Source organism: Streptomyces sp. NPDC058525, from assembly GCF_042719495.1.
Taxonomy (GTDB): Bacteria; Actinomycetota; Actinomycetes; order Streptomycetales; family Streptomycetaceae; genus Streptomyces.
The window spans coordinates 77,717-94,480 of the sequence record NZ_JBHXNP010000024.1; the positions used below are offsets into that span (position 1 = coordinate 77,717).

Below are 16,764 nucleotides of genomic sequence, written 5' to 3' on the forward strand. Positions count from 1 at the left end.
GCAGCCCAGGTTCAGCGGACCCTGGGCCCAACCTCAAAGCCACCTGGGAATCCGCAGCGAGTCACGACAGAGGCAGGATGACGCGGAACGTCGCCCCCGTGCCGGGGGGCTGCGCGGCCAGATCCAGCCGGCCGCCGTGCGCCTCCACGATCGCCGCGGCGATCGACAACCCCAGGCCCGCGCCGCCGCCGGTGCGCGCGGGGTCGGCGCGGTAGAGCCGCTCGAACACGTACGGAGCATGCCCGGGCGGAACACCTGGACCCGTGTCGGCCACCTCGATGACCGCGGCCGGACGGTCGCCGGGCCCCGCGGTGCCCGTGGCGGCGAGGGCCGGGCCGAGCGTGTCGGGCCGTCTGGAGCCGAGTCGTAGCGTGATGTGCGCGCTGAGCGGTGTGTGCCGGTCGGCGTTGGCCAGCAGATTGCCGAGCACCTGCCGCAACTGCAGCGGATCACCGATCACGGTCATGGGTTCGATCAGAGCGCCCGACTCGTCGAGGTCCAGGATCCGCACGACACGGCTCGCGGAGCGGGCGTGCAGAGCCCGCGCCACGTCCAGCGCGAGTTCCAGAACATCGACGGGCAGTTGCTGCGGCTCCCGCTGCTCGTCCAGCCGGGCCAGCATCAGAAGATCCTCCACGAGAACCCCCATCCGCGCGGCCTCCGCCTCGATGCGCCGCATCGCGTCCACAGGGTCACCGCCGCGCCGGTAGAGCTCGGCGAAGCCCCGGATGGAGGTCAGCGGGGTGCGCAGCTCGTGCGAGGCATCGGCCAGGAAGCGCCGCAGTTTGAGCTCGGTAGCCGTGCGGGCCCCGATCTCGTACTCCACGCGGCCGAGCATCGCGTTCATCGCCCCGCCCAGACGGCCCGGCTCCGTATGGGGATCCGTATCCGGGACACGCTGCGAGAGGTCACCCGCCGCGATGAGCCCGGCGGTGGCCTCCATACGGGTCAGGGGCCGCAGCCCGACACGTACCAGGAACGCCGCCCCCACTCCCAGCAGGGCGAGCGCGCCGGCCACGACGGCCGCGTCGATCAGGATCAGACGATCCGTGGTCTCCTCCACCTGCGCCAGGGAGATGGCGGTGACGATGAACCCGCCCTGCTCCAGACCGGTCGTCGGCTCCACCACTTTGACAACAGCCCGCCAGTCGGCGCCGCCCTCCTGGCCTGGAACGGTGAACGGGACGCCCGTGCGCCCGGCCAGTTCCGCCACCGCCGGCAGAGCGGGGCCGGGCTCAGGATCATCCTGCGGATACACGGCACGCTTGCCGCTCTGCTCGAACAGGTAGATCCGGGCGTCAGAACCGAACACCCCGGACAGGAACTGGTCGCCGGACGCCGGGGTGCGCGCCCCGTCCGGCGCCGGGTCGGCGAGGCTGCGCACCAGCCGCTGCTGCTGGCCTCCCAGACCCGGGACGGCCAGCTGCCGGTCGACTCGGTCGACGAGATAGGAGCGCAGCAGGATCACCCCTGCCGTGTTGGCACCGAGGAGGGCGAGAGCGGTCAGGGCCGCGCTCACTACGACGAGCCGGGACCGCAGCGTCCACTGCCGCCACCGCCGAAGGTGGGGCATCACCCTTCTCCGTGCGGCAGCCGCAGCGTGTACCCCACACCGCGGACGGTGTGGATGAGCCGTGGGCCGCTGGAGTCGAGCTTCTTGCGCAGGTAGTAGACGTACGATTCCACGATCCGGCTGTCGCCGCCGAAGTCGTAGGACCACACCCGGTCCAGGATCTGCGCCTTGCCGATCACCCGGCCCGGATGTTCGAGCAGGAAGCGCAGCAGGTTGAACTCGGTCGGTGAGAGGTCGATGCGCGTGCCGGCGCGGCGTACCTCGTGCCGGTCTTCGTCAAGTTCGAGGTCGGCGTAGCGCAGCACCGGATCCGGCACTTCCTCTATGGGGGCCCCAGTGACGGTCCGGGTCCGGCGGAGAATGGCACGGATCCGCAGCACCACCTCCTCCAGGCTGAACGGCTTCGTCACATAGTCGTCGCCGCCCGCGGTCAGCCCTCGGATCCGGTCATCCTGCGAATCGCGGGCCGTGAGGAACAGCACCGGCACGTCCTGCCCGGTAGCACGCAGCCGGGTGGCGACCTCGAAACCGTCGAGATCGGGAAGCATCACATCCAGCACGACGAGGGCTGGCCGGGCGGCCTCCGCCACCGTCAACGCAGCGAAACCAGTCGCGGCCGTGACGACATCGAAGCCCACCAGGCGCAAGGTCTGGGAGAGAAGATCACGGATGTTCGGCTCGTCGTCGACGACGAGAACTCTGGTCGGAGACGGTGCGATGTCAGTCATGGTTTCATCCGTATCGCACCAACCTCAAAGGAAGCTGAGAGCCGCCTCCATGTCGCGCCATAAGTGCCCCCGGGATGGCGATGATCTACCGATCAGCACGCACCGGCTGACCAAGGTGATGCGGCTCAGGATGCCCTTCCGGTTGTCTTGATAGCCGAGGCGACGGCCCGGGTGGCGGCCTCGACGAGTGCTATGCCGTCGGCTTGGGTGAGGTTGCCGTCGGACAGGACCGCGATGACGCAATCCCGGCCGTCTACGTGCACCCGCCCGATGCTGTTGATGTCCCAGAGGCCGGTCGCGGTGCGGGGCAGCCAGCCGTTCTTGAGCGCAGCGCCGGGATCAGCGGCGGACACTCCCCAGCCCTGACCAGGCGCGACGCTCTCCATCAGACTCTCGATGAAGTCCCTGTCGGCTGGGGCGAGGATGGACTCGGTGCCGAATATCGCATCCAGGAGAATCAGCTGGTCTTCAGCCGTCGTCTGGGTGAGGCCCCAATTTCCGTTGCGGCCGGCGGTAGTGTCGGTCAGTCCGAGGCGCTGGTTGGCGGCGTCCAGCCCCGCCGCGCCGCCGATGGTGGTCCACAAGGCGGTGGTCGCCGTGTTGTCACTGTTCTGGATCATGCTCGCTGCCTGAGTCCGCTCACCCCTGGTCAGCGCCCGCCCCTCGTCTCGCGCCTGCATCAGCAGCGCGGCCAGGATGTCGACCTTCACCACGCTCGCGGTATCGAACTGCCCGCTCCCGGACGCGGCGCGTTCCCCCGACTCCAGGTCCATCACCGCCACAGACAGCTGTCGATCACCGGTAGGTGCTATCTGGGCGAGCTCGGTAGCGAGCAGATCGTTCAGATCGACCTCAGGTTCAGCGGGTGCCTGCGTTTCAGCCTGCTGGCTGGGTGTCGCGGAAGACACGGACGTGATGGCAGCTGTCCCCACGGGCTGACGCTGCAGGCTCGCGGCACCTGCCACGATCCCGCCGAGCAGGGCAACAGCACCCCCCACCGTGACGAGGAGACGGCGCAACGGGCGGTGACGGCGACGGCGTCCTGATCCAACCATGGCGCGACGCTACGAACCGGATCTGTGCGCACCCTGGGATCAAGTTCAAGGCTATCTGGGAATCCCCTGCGAACAGCGTCCACGGGACTCGGCACACAGCCACCGAAACCCGCGTACCGGGGGGCAGCGATGCCCGGGCCGGTTATGACGTAGCGCGTGCCAGGCCCGTTTCATACGCGATGATCACCGCATGCACCCGGTCTCGGGCCTCCAGTTTCGCAAGAACACGGCCCACGTGTTTTTTCACCGTCGATTCGGAGAGGGTCAGACGTTCGGCGATTTCCGTGTTGGTCCACCCCTTGCCGATCGCGACAAGGACTTCCCGTTCGCGGTCGCTGAGTAGATCCAGCCGGGGATCGGTCCCTCGGGGACCCGGCCCGGGCGGACGCAGCTGAGCAGCGTGGGCGTCGAGGAGGCGGCGGGTCAGTTTGGGGGACACAACGGCGTCCCCGACCGAGACCGATCGGATGGCGGCGAGGAGCTCGTCGGGCATGGCGTCCTTGAGGAGGAAGCCGCTGGCGCCGGCCCGCAGGGCGGCGTAGGCGTACTCGTCGAGGTCAAACGTGGTGAGGATGAGTACGCTGGATCGGCCGCCGGCCGCGACGATGCGCCGGGTGGCCTCGATGCCGTCCATTCCGGGCATCCGCACGTCCATGAGGACCACGTCGGGGTGGAGGGAGGCGGTGAGACGGACAGCTTCGGCGCCGTGTGTGGCCTCGCCGACGACCTCGATGTCGGCTGTGGATTCCATGAGCATCTTGAAACCCAGCCGCTGTAGCGGCTGATCGTCCGCGATCAACACGGTGGTCAAGGTGTTCTCCCGCCGATAGGCCCGGTACCCGGTCCGGGGCGCGGTGCGTGCTCTTCAGGCAGGTGCGTGCCATCGGGTTCTGTGTCGAAGGCGGCCTGCACCGTCCAGCCGTCTCCTGGCCGGGGGTCGGCGGTGAGGGTACCGCCGTACATCGCGGCCCGCTCTCGCATGCCGATGATCCCATGGCCTGCCTGCCGGTGGTCCAAGGCGGCGCTCGGAGGCGGTGGAGCTGCCTCGGGTGGCGGGCCGGTGTCGGTGACGGTCACCTGGACTCGTCCGTCCTGGAACCGGGCGGTGATGCGTACCGTCGAGCGGTATCCGGCGTGTCTGAGCGTGTTCGTCAGGGCTTCCTGGACGATGCGGTAGACGGTCAGCTGAACTCCGCTGGTGAGCTGGGTGAGATTGCCGCTGGTCCGGTAGGTGATGTGTGTGCCCGCTGCCCGGACGCGCTCGATCAGGGACTCCAGGTCGGCGAGGCCCGGTTGAGGGGTGAGCTGTGCTTCCTGTGAGTCGTCCCTGAGGACGCCCAGGACGCGGCGCAGCTCGTTGAGTGCCTGGCGTGCGGTGCCGGCGATGATGGTCAGGGCCTCGGCGCCGCGCTTCACACCGCGGGGAGCACTACGAGGCCGTTGACACCGCGCTCAGGACGGCTGACGGCGAGGGACGCCGCGCCGTCGGCGAGGCCGACGATGACCGCGAGATTGTGGCCGACGATGTCGTGCATCTCCCGGGCCACTCGCGCGCGTTCGGAGGCAGCGGTGAGCCGTGCTCGTTGCTCCTGTTCGATCTGCAGGCGGGCGGCGCGATCCTCCAGCGCGGCGAGGTAGGCCCGTATGATGCGGAAGACGAGTCCCAGGGCCAAGGCGGCGGTTGCCGTCCCGATCAGGAAGAAGGCGGTCAGCCAGGGCTGGTCCGTGCCGGACCGGAAGGCGGCCAGTCCCAGTCCCGCGACGGTCACGGCCGCCGCCCAGGGCAGCACTTTCAGCGCCCCGTACAGGGCGAGGCTGTACAGGATCAGAAGCAGGCTGATGCCGCTTCTGAGCCAGACCGCGATGATCCACTGTGTCAGGCAGGCGGCGGCGATCACACCGAACGCGACGGCCGGCGCCCGGCGCCGCCACCACAGCGGCAGGACCAGGCCGGCGTGCAGCAGCAGGAGGACGGTGGTCGATGGCTCACCCTCCCGGACTGCCGGGAGGGGTCGTCCGGTCTGTGCCCCCAGTAGGTCCGGCAGACCCAGCAGGGCCACGAAGAGCACCACGGCGGTGTCGAGTATCCACGGCGAGCGGTGGTCGATGTCCTGGAGCCGCTGCTGCCATCCGAGCAGCCGGTCCAGGAAGGGGTGCCCGCCGGTTCGGTCCGGCTTCGCGGAGAAACCGGTGCGGGCACCAGCGCCCGCACCAATATCAGGCCGGGGCGGATACCTGGTCTCATCTTCCATTGCGGGGACCCGAGTCTCTTCGAAGGGCGGGCGCCTGGAACGGACGCGGATGCTCAGACGTCCGTTCGTACCAGGCGCAGGGCAGCCGCTCCCAGTCCCAGGGCGGCCCAGCCGGCCAGGACTGCCAGGCCCGCCTCCGGGCTGAGGGCGTCCGATGCCTGGTGGAGGCTCATCATCGCGCCTCCGGCGTTGCTCGGCAGGTAGGGGCCCAGGGTGTTGGCCCAGGAGTCGGGCAGCAGTGACGTCAGGCCGGGGATGACCATCAATGTCGCCACGAGTACGGCGATACCTCCGGCCACCGAGCGCAGCAATGCGCCCAGGGCGATGCCGAGGACGCCCACCAGCGCGAGATATCCGGCCGCGCCCGCCAGGCTGCGCAGTACACCGCTGTCGGACAGAGACAGTGCCGCGGATGTTCCACTCATCTGAGTGCTGCCCATGAGGAAGGCGGCCAGTACTCCGACAGTGCAGGCGGCCAGGGCGACACCCGCGAAGATGAGGGCCTTCGACCAGAGGACCGGCAGGCGCCGCGGTACGGCAGCCAGCGTGGACCGGATCATTCCGGTGCTGTACTCGCCCGCTGCGACCAGGACCCCGAGGACACCGATGGCCAGCTGGGCGAGCGAGGTACCGGTCAGGGCCAGGCCGACGGCATCGGAAGCGGCGGGGCGGCCGACAGGCCGACCCGCGGTGGCGCCCGAGGGGTCGAACGAGGCCGAGGCGATGAAGCCGAGGGCCACGAGAACGAACGCGGCCACGCACAGGGTGATCCAGCTGGAGCGCAGCGACCAGAATTTCGCCCACTCCGAGCGGAGCACCCGGCCGGTGGTCACCCGGTATACGGGCCGGGTGGTGACGGGGACTTCCCGGGTCTTGGTGGAGATGCTGGTGCTCATGCCGCCTTCTGGGAATGGTCGTGGGTGACGCTGGTGTACTCGACTGTGTCCCGGGTGAGATCCATGAACGCCTCCTCCAGGGAGACGGCGCGCGGTGTGAGTTCGAACAGTGGTACCCCGTACTCGGCGGCGACCAGTCCGATCTGGCGGGCCTCCAGCCCACTCACCTGCAGTTCCCCGGTCCCTGGCGAACCGGTGATCTCCACTCCCGGCCCGGCCAGCAGCTCCCGCAGCCGGGCCGGTTCGGCTGTGACCACCTTGACTCCGCTGCCGTCGGCCTCACGGATGAAGTCCGCCACCGTGGTGTCGGCCAGCAGCCGCCCCCGCCCGATGATCACCAAGTGCTCCGCGGTGAGGGCCATCTCGCTCATCAGATGGGAGGAGACAAGGACGGTGCGGCCCTCGGCCGCCAGGCCGGTCAGGAGGTTGCGCACCCACAGGACACCCTCGGGGTCGAGACCGTTGACCGGCTCGTCCAGCATCACGACGGAAGGATCACCCAGCAGCGCGGCGGCGATACCAAGCCGCTGGCCCATGCCCAGGGAGAAGGCCCCGGCGCGCTTGCGGGCCACGCTCGTCAGACCGACCAGTTCGATGACCTCATCCACCCGACGCCGCGGGATTCCATGGGTGTAGGCCAGCGCCTTCAGATGGGCCTCGGCCGTGCGCCCCGGGTGGATCGACTTCGCCTCCAGGAGCGAGCCGATCTCCTGCAGCGGTGCGGCATGCTCCGCGTAGCGTTTCCCGTTGACCGTGGCCGTGCCCGCGGTGGGTGCGTCCAAGCCGACGATCATCCGCATCGTGGTGGACTTGCCGGCGCCGTTCGGGCCGAGGAACCCGGTGACAGCTCCTGGCTTGACAGTGAATTCCAGACGGTCGACGGCGGTCTTGACCCCGTAGCGTTTCGTCAGCTCGCATATCTCGATCACCTGTGCTCCGTTCCTTCACGGCCGGGCCATCCCCGAACGCGTCCCCTCAACGCTAGAAGCCGGAAACGGCTCGGGGATGGCACCGTGGGTGACTCATCCGGAGCCCACTGGTACCTGAGTACACCCCCGGGCCACGCCGGTGGGCCGGGACTCAGGCAGCCACCGGCAGGTATGGTCCGCCCCGTGGCCGGTCAGGTGTGCACGATCCGTAGCCGGTGCCGGTTGCGGGCGGTGGTGATCACTTCCTCCAGGAAGGTCCGGACGCGGTCGGGGGCATCGTGTTTCAGCCAGTCGACGGCCCCGTCGTGGACCGCGACCTCGACTCCCGTGCCTGCCAGGACGGCGGGCAGGGTATGCACGACCGTTGATGCGAAGCTGACCACAGTGCGCCCGACGGGGCCCGTGCGTAGGGCCAGTTCCAGCGGGAGTTCCGGCAAGAGGATCTCTGTACCCGTCGCCCTGGCGATGCGTTCCAGCTTGGCCGGGTCCTCCCTGCGGTGGGCCAGATAGCGGCGGCATCCCAGTTCCTTGGCCAGCGCGGCCACCTCGGCGACGTACCGGCCCTGGTCCACCAGCCCCGTCTCCGCCAGCGACGTGCCCACCAGATCGGTGCCGGCCAGGACCTCGGGTGGCCCGAACCGGCTGCGGGTCCAGGAGTACGTGTTGACCGCGACGACTCCTCCGGGCGGCAGCAGCAGATCCTTCGCGATGGAGGAGAAGACCTCCAGGCGCCGGCCGTGGCCGGGCGTGAGATGTCGCGTGGCGCGACGTGCGGCGGCGGGTGCCGGCCCGGTGGTGTGCCAGCGCACCAGGGGCCGTCCGGCCAGCAGCTGGGTGGCGAGTTCGAGTGTGGCGGTGCCGTCGTCCACCAGGACGACATCTCGCGCCGACCGGGCCAGCGGCAGCAGCCGCTGGATCAGACCGGAGAACGGATCGCCGAGGACCAGCCGGCCTGCTCCGGCCAGCTGCGGGCCCAGTACGGCGCCGCAGCGGGCCAGAGCGGCCGGGTGACGGCGAATGTCGTGCACGCTCACGCGGATGCCTTCGGCGCCGGCCAAGGAGGCCATCGCGTCCAGCTGGCGGCAGGTGGCGGCATCGCGGGGCAGCAGCACCGCGACCCGCACCCGCTCCGGATCGTGCGCACCCCGACGCTCGCCCAGCACCCACTCCAGGAGATTCAACAGCTGGGCGGGGCTCTCGATCAGCGCGAGCGTGCTGCTCACGACGCGGCCGCCATCGTGCCCTCGGCGGCCTCGTGCTCGGCTACCACGCCACGTACGCGGCGGAGCTTCTTCATCGGGCCGAGCTCACCCTCATACACCCGCTTGATTCCGTCGCCGAGCGCCTCCTCGATGATGCGGATGTCGCGCACCAGGCGCTCCAGGCCCTGTGGCTCGACCGAGGCGGCCTGATCGGAGCCCCAGCGGGCGCGGTCCAGGGTGATGTGACGCTCGACGAAAACAGCGCCGAGGGCGACAGCGGCCAGGGTGGTCTGCAGGCCGATCTCGTGCCCGGAGTACCCGATCGGAACGTTGGGGAACTCCTCCTGCAACGTGTTGACCACGCGGAGATTGAGCTCCGCGTTCTTCGCCGGGTACGTGGACGTGGCGTGGCAGAGCACGATGTTGTCGCTGCCGAGTACCTCCACCGCGTGCCGGATCTGCTGGGGCGTCGACATGCCGGTGGACAGGATCACCGTTTTGCCCGTGGCGCGCAGGGCGCGGAGCAGCTCATCGTCGGTCAGGGACGCCGAGGCGACCTTGTGGACCTTGACGCTCTCGAACTGCTCCAGGAAGGCGACGGCCTCTGTGTCCCAGGGGGAGGCGAACCAGTCGATGCCGCGCTTGGCGCAGTACTCGTCGATGGCCCGGTATCCCTCCGCGCCGAACTCGACCCGATGGCGGTAGTCGATGTACCGCATCCGGCCCCACGGGGTGTCCCGCTCGATGTCCCACTGATCGCGCGGTGTGCAGATTTCCGGGGTGCGCTTTTGGAACTTCACCGCGTCGCATCCGGCTTCGGCCGCGGCGTCCACGAGGGCGAAGACGTTCTCCAGATCGCCGTTGTGGTTGATGCCGATCTCACCGGTGATGTAGACCGGGTGGCCGGGGCCTACCAGGCGCTCGCCGATCCGGCGGGCGCGTATGGGGTGGGTCATGGCTTGTACAGTTCCTTTCCGAGTAGCCAGGCGGCTATCTCGCGGACAGCTCCGTGTCCGCCGCGGCTGGTCGTGGTAGTCCTGGCGGCGGCACGGGCTTCTGGTTGGGCGTCGGCTACGGCCACCGGCCAGCCGACGAGGGCGAAACAGGGCACATCGTTCACGTCGTTCCCGGCGTAGAGCACCCGCTGGGGGTCGATGCCCTGCTCCTCGCACCACTTCGTGAGTGCGACGTCCTTGTGGTCGATGCCGTGCATCACGGGCACGGCGAGCTTGCGGGCCCGTGCGGCGACAACCGGGTTCTTCTCCGTGGACAGGATCAACACCTTCACACCAGCCCGGCGCAGTGCCGCGATGCCCAGTCCGTCCCCGCGGTGCACCGCGACCGTCTCCCGGCCCGAGGCATCGAGCCACACGCAGTCGTCGGTCAGCGTGCCGTCGAAGTCGATGACGACGGCGTCCACGTCCACGCGCCTGGGGAGGGCCGGTACGGCGGCGTCGCCGGTGCCGAAGAGCGGTGCCAGAGCGTGCGCGCGCTGCAGATCCCCGGGCTCGTCGATCTCCAGTACGCGACCGGGATCGGTCGGAACGAGCACCGTACGCCCGAAGAAGCGGTGGCCTGCCTGACGGAATCCGCCGGCGCGCATCGCATAGGCGGCCCCTGTTTCCACGAACTCCTGTGGCCTGTCCTGACGGCGCAGCCGGAATGCCTTGTCGTGATTCACACCTTGTGCACCGGCGGCATCAGTCTCGGCCGTACCGTCGCTCTCACGCCATATGAATCCGTGGAAAGGCGCCACCGTGTGGGCGGTGTCGGCACCGTCATCGAGCACGGCGGAAGCAACATCCGACACCTCCGTCACGGTGATGAACGGACTGGTGCACTGCACCATCAACAACACGTCCACGGTGACGTCGTGCTCCGCTTCGAACCGGTTGAGGGCGTGCATCAGGGCGGCCTCACTGGCCGAGGCATCGCCGGAAAGATGCGCGGGACGCACGCAGACCTCCGCGCCGGCGGCGATGGCCGCGGCAGCGATCAACGGATCGTCCGTCGAAACCACCACATCCGTCACCGGCCGGGCCGCCCTACAGGCCCGCACCGCCCGAGCGACCAGAGGAACCCCACCGACCAGCGCCGTGTTCTTCCCGGGCACCCCCTTCGAGCCACCGCGAGCCGGAATGACAGCCAGGACACGCGGCGCGCGGCCGCCGTTCACAGCTGGCCTCCCCAACGGCGCAGAGCGGGGGCGACCCGCTGATACCCGAACCGGTACAGGCCCTTGGCCCACGGCCGCAGCAGTCTTCGCAGGCGTCGTACGAGGAGACCGCGCGCGCCCGCCCCGTCGGTGCGGGACGTGGGCAGCGGCCTGGCCTTCTCATCCAGTCCGTGTCTGGCCAGCAGCTCGGGCAGATAGAAGGAGGCGCGCTCGGGTGTGTAATACGGGCTCGGCGCGGGCAATGGGCCCGCAGCGCGCAGTGCGGCAATCCGGCGGCGGGCCGCGGCGTAGGGATCGGACTTCCCGATTCCCTGATCGGCGGTCCAGCCCGGGTTCGGCGCCGGCAGGTGTCCTTCATCGATCTCGGACCAAGAGGTGAGGCAGCCGGAGTGGGTGAAGTAGTGGTTCCCGTGGGCCTCGCGTACGCCGAAGTCCGTGAGGATCGCGGTCGGGATCCCGCGGTGCAGCGACTCGAGGGCGGCCGTCGAGGAGACGGTGACCAAGAGATCCGTACGGTCGAGGATCTCTCCCATATTTCCGTATACCAACTGCAGGTTCGGCGGGGCCGGTTCCTCCAGCTGGCCCATCAGCTTCTGATAAGGATGCGCCTCGACGTGCGTGGTGTGTTCGCCGGGCAGACTGCGCAGCTTCATCAGCACCAGGCGCTCCGGATGACGGCGGGCGTGCGCCGCCACTCGTTCGAGCAGCAGCAAGCGGGCCCGCTTGGTCCGGGGAACGGAAGGCTGAACAGCGAAGCAGACCGTGAACGTTCTTCCCCGGCCCGCCGGCGACGGATCGTACGGCTCCTCATCCTCCAAAAACGGGAGAGCGGCTTCCACCACCGACTCCTGATCACCTCCGACACCCCGGAAGGCTTCACGGAACCGAGCAGCGTCATAGGCGCTGTTCGCCAGCACGAGGTCGGATCCGGCCCGGGTGAGGAGACCGTCGACGAGCTTCTCGTAGACGACGCCGACGTAGCCGGTGACCGTGATCGGGCGATGCTCAAGGCCGGCCCAGTTCAGTCCCAGACAATGCAGGATCGACAGTGTGGTGCCGCCCGCGGTGGCCAGCACGAGGAGATCAGCGGATACCAGCCTCTCGTCGTCCAGAAGCTCGATGGTGCTCACGTCCCGCCGGCTGTCCGGGACGACGCCGATCTCGGCGAGCTGACGTTCGGTGGGCGTTGCCCGGGTCCGCAAGAAGTACGCGTCCAGGGCATGGTCCGGGGCGATCTGGAGCGCGACGGATGCGCCCCACTTCCAGCGGGTGTCCGAGTCGGCGACCACGACGACCCGAAGAGGTTCTTCTTGGCTCACGTGCGAAGTCCCTTGCAAACCTGGCCGATCACGCCCCTTGCCAGAAGACAAGGGGGGACGACTCATGGGGCGGGATGGATTCGACTCGAAGCTACCGACGCACCGTGGGATACAGCTGGGGCTGATGTGAAAACGACCTGGTAGTCAGGTCAATTTCAACTCACCTGGAGCCGAGAACGCGGGGAGTGCCGTGGGCCGTGACTGATGCGGACACCTCACTGACCGGGAGAAAAGATCCCCGGCCCCGACGGCTCGCCCGCGGCCCGCTGATGGCCGGCCCGGGTGCGGTGGGTCGTGACTCGCACACGCCGTGCGCCTCCCGAACGGGTTCCGTCGCGCCCGGTAGTTTTCTTCACCATGCGCTCAGGAAGCAGTGAGTCTTCGCCCGTGCTGATCGTCGGCGGTGGCATCGTCGGACTGTCGTGCGCCCTGTTCCTCGCCCATCGCAGCGTCCCGTGCATCCTGGTCGAGCGGCACGAGGGCACATCGGTCTATCCGCGGTTCCGCGGTATCAACGTCCGCACCATGGAGCTGTACCGCAGCGTCGCGTCGGCCCTTGAACGCGACCTGCTGGCCATCGCCGAGCGGGAGGATAAGAGCGGCCTGCTGGGCAAGGGCCGGACACTGGCCGACCCGGATCTCGTGTGGATGAACACCGCGAGCGGGGCGGTGCCGCAGCAGCTCAGCCCGACCTCCATGTGCCTGGCCGACCAGGACCGGGTGGAGCCGATCGTCCGCCGTCACGCCGAACACCTCGGCGCCCAGATGCGCTTCCATACCGAGCTGGCCGGTTTCGACGACGGGCCCGACGGTGTCGTGGCCCGGCTGCGAGACCGGACGACCGGTGAGGAGTCGACCGTCCGGGCGTCCTACGTGATCGCCGCGGACGGAGCCGGCAGTCCCGTCCGGCAGCGGCTGGGAATCACCAGCCACGGGCCCGGCCACCTCTCCCACCGCATGGCTCTCTACTTCCGGGCGGACTTGAGCTCGGTCACGCCCGGACGGAAGGTGTTCGCCGCTTTCCTCGACAGCGTCGGAGGCCATCTCGTCCGCCGTGATATCGACAAGGGCATGTGGCAGCTCAGCGCGCCCTACGACCCGGAGCACGGCGAGCGGGTCGAGGACTTCACTCCGGCGCGATGCCTGGAGATCATCCGCACCGGCGTGGGGCAGGCCGACCTGGACGCCGAGATCGTCGGGGTGCTGCCCTGGGAGATCGCCGCGCGGGTGGCGGACCGGTACCGCTCGGGCCGGGTCTTCCTGGCCGGCGACGCGGCCCATGTCAACGGACCGTGGGGCGGGCTTGGCGCCAACACCGGCGTGCAGGACGTACACAACCTGGCCTGGAAACTCGCGGCGGTCCATCACGGGCAGGCCATGGACGCCCTTCTGGACACCTACGACATTGAGAGACGCTCGGCGGCCGATCTCGTCGTCGGCTACGCCTTCCGCTCCATGCTCCAGGACGTAGCGCCGAACACCCCGCTGCCCCCGGGTCCGGAGATCGCATTCCCCGAGGTCGTCCTGGGGTACTGCTACCGCTCCGCGGCGGTGTCCGGCGGGCCGTCGGCCGAGACGGTGGAGCCGCTGGTCCCCAGCCTGCCTGACCCGGCCCCGGTCGAGAACCCCCTGCGGCCGTCCGGGCGGCCGGGCACCCGAGCACCCCACGTCGTCCTGGAGCAGGCCAGCCGGCCGGTGTCCACCATCGATCTCCCCGGCTACGGCTTCACGCTGCTGGCCGCGCTACAGGCGGACTGGGCCGAGGCCGCCGTGGCGATCGCGGCGGACCTGGCATTGCCCGTCACCCTGCACCGGATCGGGCCCGGCCAGGACCTCGGCGATCCCGACGACGCCTGGGCCCAGGCCTTCGGCCTCACCCCCACCGGCGCCACCCTGCTGCGGCCGGACGGCTTCATCGCATGGACCAGCCCGTCCTCCGACGACGAGCCCCTGACCCGATTCCGTACCGCCCTCACCCGCCTCCTCGGCCGCACCCCACAGGAGCACACGTGACCCCTTTCGTGGCGATCAACCTCTTCACCGTCACTCCTGACAAGCAGGACAAGCTCGTCGAGGTGATGGGCCAGACCATCACCGACGACGTGGCGTCCCCGGGCCACCCCGGAGTCCGGAACGCGTTCCTCTACCGGAGCCTGGACGGGTCCCGCGTAGCGAACGTCACTGTGTGGGAGAGCCAGGACGACTTCGACACGGCTCACCACCCGCCGGGCTTCCCCCAAGCCCTGGCCCGACTGGCGGGAATCGCAGAATCCGCCGACGCCAACACCTACGAACTCGCCTTCCAGCTGAAGCCGGACCCCTCTACCTGACCAAGGAATCAGCGAACCTGCGGCTCACCTGTGAGGACGAAGAGCGACCCAGCGGGGGAGCACGGTGTACCTCAGGCTCATGCTTGGCAGGGTAGGCGAGGCCCCGGACAACACGACCCGTTCATGCCCCGGGACTTCGTGGCGTCATGGTCTCTTGCCGGCTGGCTGAACCAGTCCGGCCTCGTAGGCGAAGATGACCGCTTGGGCCCGGTCACGGGCGCCCAGTTTGGCCATGGCCCGGTAGAGGTGCGTTTTGGCGGTATGAGGAGTGACGAAGAGCAGGCTGGCGACCTCGTCGTTGGAGAGTCCCTTCGCCACCAGGGTGACGACTTCGCGCTCGCGGGGCGTGAGTCGCTCCAGCAAGTCGACCGCCTCGGGCGCTGGGGGCGAGGGGGCCAGGAATCGGGAGATGAGCGCCTTGGTCGCGTCGGGAGACAGCAGTGCGTCGCCCCGCGCGACCACTCGGATCGCGTGGAGGAGCTCTTCAGGATCGGCGCCCTTGCCAAGGAACCCGCCGGCGCCTGCGCGCAGCGCCTCCGCGACATACTCGTCGTTCACGAAGGTGGTCAGAACGAGTACGTGGACGTACGACAGGCTCTCGTCCGCCGTGATCATCTGGGTGGCGGCGAGTCCATCCATATCGGGCATCCGGATGTCCATCACGACAAGGTCGGGGCGGGTACTGCGGGTCATGGCGACCGCCTCGCGCCCGCTGCCGGCTTCGCCCACCACCACCATGTCCGGGGCGGAGTCCACCAAGAGTTTGAAGGTGCCGCGCAGCAGCGCCTGGTCGTCTGCAAGGAGTACCCGGATCGTCACCGTCAGCCTTTCCGGAAGCTGCGCGAGGGAGGGAGTCGAGGCCGCGGAAGCGGTCCTCGCCATGGCGGCTCGCAATGAGGGTGCCGCCGACGGCTTGGGCCCGGTCGGACCTCCCGATCATGCTGTGTCCCATTCTGCTCTCTCCTGCGGGTGTTGCGGCGTTCCTGGGCGCGTGCGGACCGGATCCGTCATCGTCGCGTAGTTCCCTGACCTTCATGACAGACCATTTCGGCCGTAGTGCAGCGGCAGTTCGGCAAGGACACGGAAGCCTCCGGCCGGCTGCGGACAGGCAGTCAGGGTGCCGCCGGCCGCCTTGGCCCGCTCGCGCATCCCGATCATTCCGTGCCCCACTGCCGGTAGCATCCCCGATTCGGGCAGCGCCCCAGTCCCGCGCACGCCGCGGCCGTCGTCGGTGATCGTGACCCGCAGGGTGTCGGCTCGGAAGTCAAGGGCCACCTGCGCGGTGGCCGGCCCCGCGTGCTTGTGGGTGTTGGTCAAGGCCTCTTGGATGATCCGGTAGGCCGTCACCTCAGTCATCGGCAACAGCTCGGCCGCGTCCCCGGCCACGGAGAGTTCAACGGGCAGGCCGGTGTGCCGGAACGAGTCGAGCAGCGCATCCAGGCCGGCCAGCGAGGGGGCAGGAACCCGGGGAAGGTCGTCCGGTTCGTCGCCGACCCGCAGGAGTCCCACGGTGGCACGCAGTTCGTCCAGGGCGGTACGGCTGGTGTCGCGGATGCGTTCCAGCGCCTGGTACGCGTGCTCGGGGTCGGTGCGCATCAGGTGGTGAGCGACGCCGGCCTGTGCGTTGACCAGGGTGATGTGGTGCGCCACCACATCGTGCAGTTCACGGGCGATCCGTACGCGCTCCTCGGTGACCTGGCGCCGCGCCTCCTCTTCGCGGGTGCGCTCCGCGCGGTCAGCCCGTCGCATGGCGGAGGAGATCAGCTCGCGGCGGCTGCGGGTGGCGTCCCCCAGAGCGACGGCCAGCAGATTGAAGGCGATGCGACCGAGCAACTCGGGACGGCTTCCCTCGTGCGGCGCGAAGACCAGACCTGCGGCGGTGATGACAGCGGCGACCAGCACTCCGGTAGACCATGCGGTGCGCCGGTCGGTGCGCAGCGCAAAGGCGTACAGCGCGAACGCCGTGGCGAGTGTCGGCCCGCCGAGCGGGACGAGCGCCACCCGGCACGCGTCCGCGGCTGTGGTGGCGGCCAGGACCGCGCGCGGCCACAGTCGCATGACGGTCAGCGGCAGGCAGGACAGAGTGAGCAGCGCGAGGCGCTGGCCGAGAGCGTCATGCCACTCACCGGAGACCACAGCCGTCACCGGGCCGGCCAGGACGAAGCAGGCCAGCGCCACGGTGAGGTCCCGCAGCCCGGGCCGGTCCCGCAGCCACTGGCGGGCTGGGTCGATCATCTGCACTCCATCACCGTACGCAGGCATTGGGGACGGGGCCGGTCGGGAGGGGACCGGTGTGTGCACCGG

General features: G+C 69.3%; 16 protein-coding genes. 2 read left to right on the plus strand and 14 right to left on the minus strand.

Translation table 11 applies throughout. From position 1 onward, the window contains the following. Positions 1-61: 61 nt before the first annotated feature. The 12 genes from ACFWP3_RS14635 to ACFWP3_RS14690 all read right to left on the minus strand — a co-directional run bounded on the left by ACFWP3_RS14635 (position 62) and on the right by ACFWP3_RS14690 (position 12,100). Entirely contained in the window at positions 62-1,573 is a 1,512-nt protein-coding gene (locus ACFWP3_RS14635) for a sensor histidine kinase (RefSeq protein WP_384220362.1), read from the minus strand. Continuing rightward, positions 1,573-2,301 carry a response regulator transcription factor gene (locus ACFWP3_RS14640; RefSeq protein WP_384220363.1) on the minus strand — a complete coding sequence of 243 codons (729 nt, stop codon included), beginning with the start codon at positions 2,299-2,301 and terminating at the stop codon, positions 1,573-1,575. The genes ACFWP3_RS14635 and ACFWP3_RS14640 overlap by 1 nt, the downstream gene beginning before the upstream one ends. Positions 2,302-2,426: 125 nt before the next feature. Further along, positions 2,427-3,209, minus strand: a complete 783-nt coding sequence (locus ACFWP3_RS14645; protein ID WP_384220365.1) for a serine hydrolase — start codon at positions 3,207-3,209, stop codon at positions 2,427-2,429. Between the two features lie 289 nt (positions 3,210-3,498). Then, positions 3,499-4,167 carry a response regulator gene (locus ACFWP3_RS14650; RefSeq protein ID WP_384220368.1) on the minus strand — a complete coding sequence of 223 codons (669 nt, stop codon included), beginning with the start codon at positions 4,165-4,167 and terminating at the stop codon, positions 3,499-3,501. Then, the gene (locus tag ACFWP3_RS14655; RefSeq protein ID WP_384220371.1) at positions 4,164-4,772 is read right to left on the minus strand and encodes a sensor histidine kinase; all 609 of its coding nucleotides are present in this window, start codon (positions 4,770-4,772) and stop codon (positions 4,164-4,166) included. Before ACFWP3_RS14655 ends, ACFWP3_RS14650 begins: the two co-directional genes overlap by 4 nt. Next, positions 4,769-5,608 carry a histidine kinase gene (locus ACFWP3_RS14660; protein WP_384220373.1) on the minus strand — a complete coding sequence of 280 codons (840 nt, stop codon included), beginning with the start codon at positions 5,606-5,608 and terminating at the stop codon, positions 4,769-4,771. The genes ACFWP3_RS14655 and ACFWP3_RS14660 overlap by 4 nt, the downstream gene beginning before the upstream one ends. Before the next feature lie 53 nt (positions 5,609-5,661). Continuing rightward, the gene (locus ACFWP3_RS14665; RefSeq protein ID WP_384220376.1) at positions 5,662-6,504 is read right to left on the minus strand and encodes an ABC transporter permease; all 843 of its coding nucleotides are present in this window, start codon (positions 6,502-6,504) and stop codon (positions 5,662-5,664) included. Continuing rightward, positions 6,501-7,433, minus strand: coding sequence for an ABC transporter ATP-binding protein (locus ACFWP3_RS14670; protein WP_384220378.1), 933 nt, complete (start codon positions 7,431-7,433; stop codon positions 6,501-6,503). Before ACFWP3_RS14670 ends, ACFWP3_RS14665 begins: the two co-directional genes overlap by 4 nt. A 191-nt stretch (positions 7,434-7,624) precedes the next feature. Beyond that, a complete protein-coding gene (locus ACFWP3_RS14675) occupies positions 7,625-8,656 on the minus strand; it encodes a hypothetical protein (protein ID WP_384220381.1) in 1,032 nt (343 codons plus the stop codon). Continuing rightward, positions 8,653-9,591 carry an N-acetylneuraminate synthase family protein gene (locus ACFWP3_RS14680; protein ID WP_384220383.1) on the minus strand — a complete coding sequence of 313 codons (939 nt, stop codon included), beginning with the start codon at positions 9,589-9,591 and terminating at the stop codon, positions 8,653-8,655. Before ACFWP3_RS14680 ends, ACFWP3_RS14675 begins: the two co-directional genes overlap by 4 nt. Beyond that, the gene (locus tag ACFWP3_RS14685; RefSeq protein WP_384220386.1) at positions 9,588-10,826 is read right to left on the minus strand and encodes a cytidylyltransferase domain-containing protein; all 1,239 of its coding nucleotides are present in this window, start codon (positions 10,824-10,826) and stop codon (positions 9,588-9,590) included. The genes ACFWP3_RS14680 and ACFWP3_RS14685 overlap by 4 nt, the downstream gene beginning before the upstream one ends. Continuing rightward, positions 10,808-12,100, minus strand: a complete 1,293-nt coding sequence (locus tag ACFWP3_RS14690) for a DUF6716 putative glycosyltransferase (RefSeq protein WP_384220399.1) — start codon at positions 12,098-12,100, stop codon at positions 10,808-10,810. The genes ACFWP3_RS14685 and ACFWP3_RS14690 overlap by 19 nt, the downstream gene beginning before the upstream one ends. A 417-nt stretch (positions 12,101-12,517) precedes the next feature. On the opposite strand from ACFWP3_RS14690, the gene ACFWP3_RS14695 reads away from it, so the two are divergent. Next, on the plus strand, positions 12,518-14,143 hold the full coding sequence (locus ACFWP3_RS14695) for an FAD-dependent monooxygenase (RefSeq protein ID WP_384220388.1): 1,626 nt from the start codon (positions 12,518-12,520) through the stop codon (positions 14,141-14,143). Then, positions 14,140-14,460, plus strand: a complete 321-nt coding sequence (locus ACFWP3_RS14700; RefSeq protein ID WP_384220391.1) for an antibiotic biosynthesis monooxygenase family protein — start codon at positions 14,140-14,142, stop codon at positions 14,458-14,460. The genes ACFWP3_RS14695 and ACFWP3_RS14700 overlap by 4 nt, the downstream gene beginning before the upstream one ends. Positions 14,461-14,604: 144 nt before the next feature. Here the strand turns inward: ACFWP3_RS14700 and ACFWP3_RS14705 are convergent, their stop codons facing one another. Then, on the minus strand, positions 14,605-15,279 hold the full coding sequence (locus tag ACFWP3_RS14705; protein WP_384220393.1) for a response regulator: 675 nt from the start codon (positions 15,277-15,279) through the stop codon (positions 14,605-14,607). Positions 15,280-15,492: 213 nt separating this feature from the next. Further along, entirely contained in the window at positions 15,493-16,695 is a 1,203-nt protein-coding gene (locus ACFWP3_RS14710; RefSeq protein WP_384220395.1) for a sensor histidine kinase, read from the minus strand. Positions 16,696-16,764: the final 69 nt, after the last annotated feature.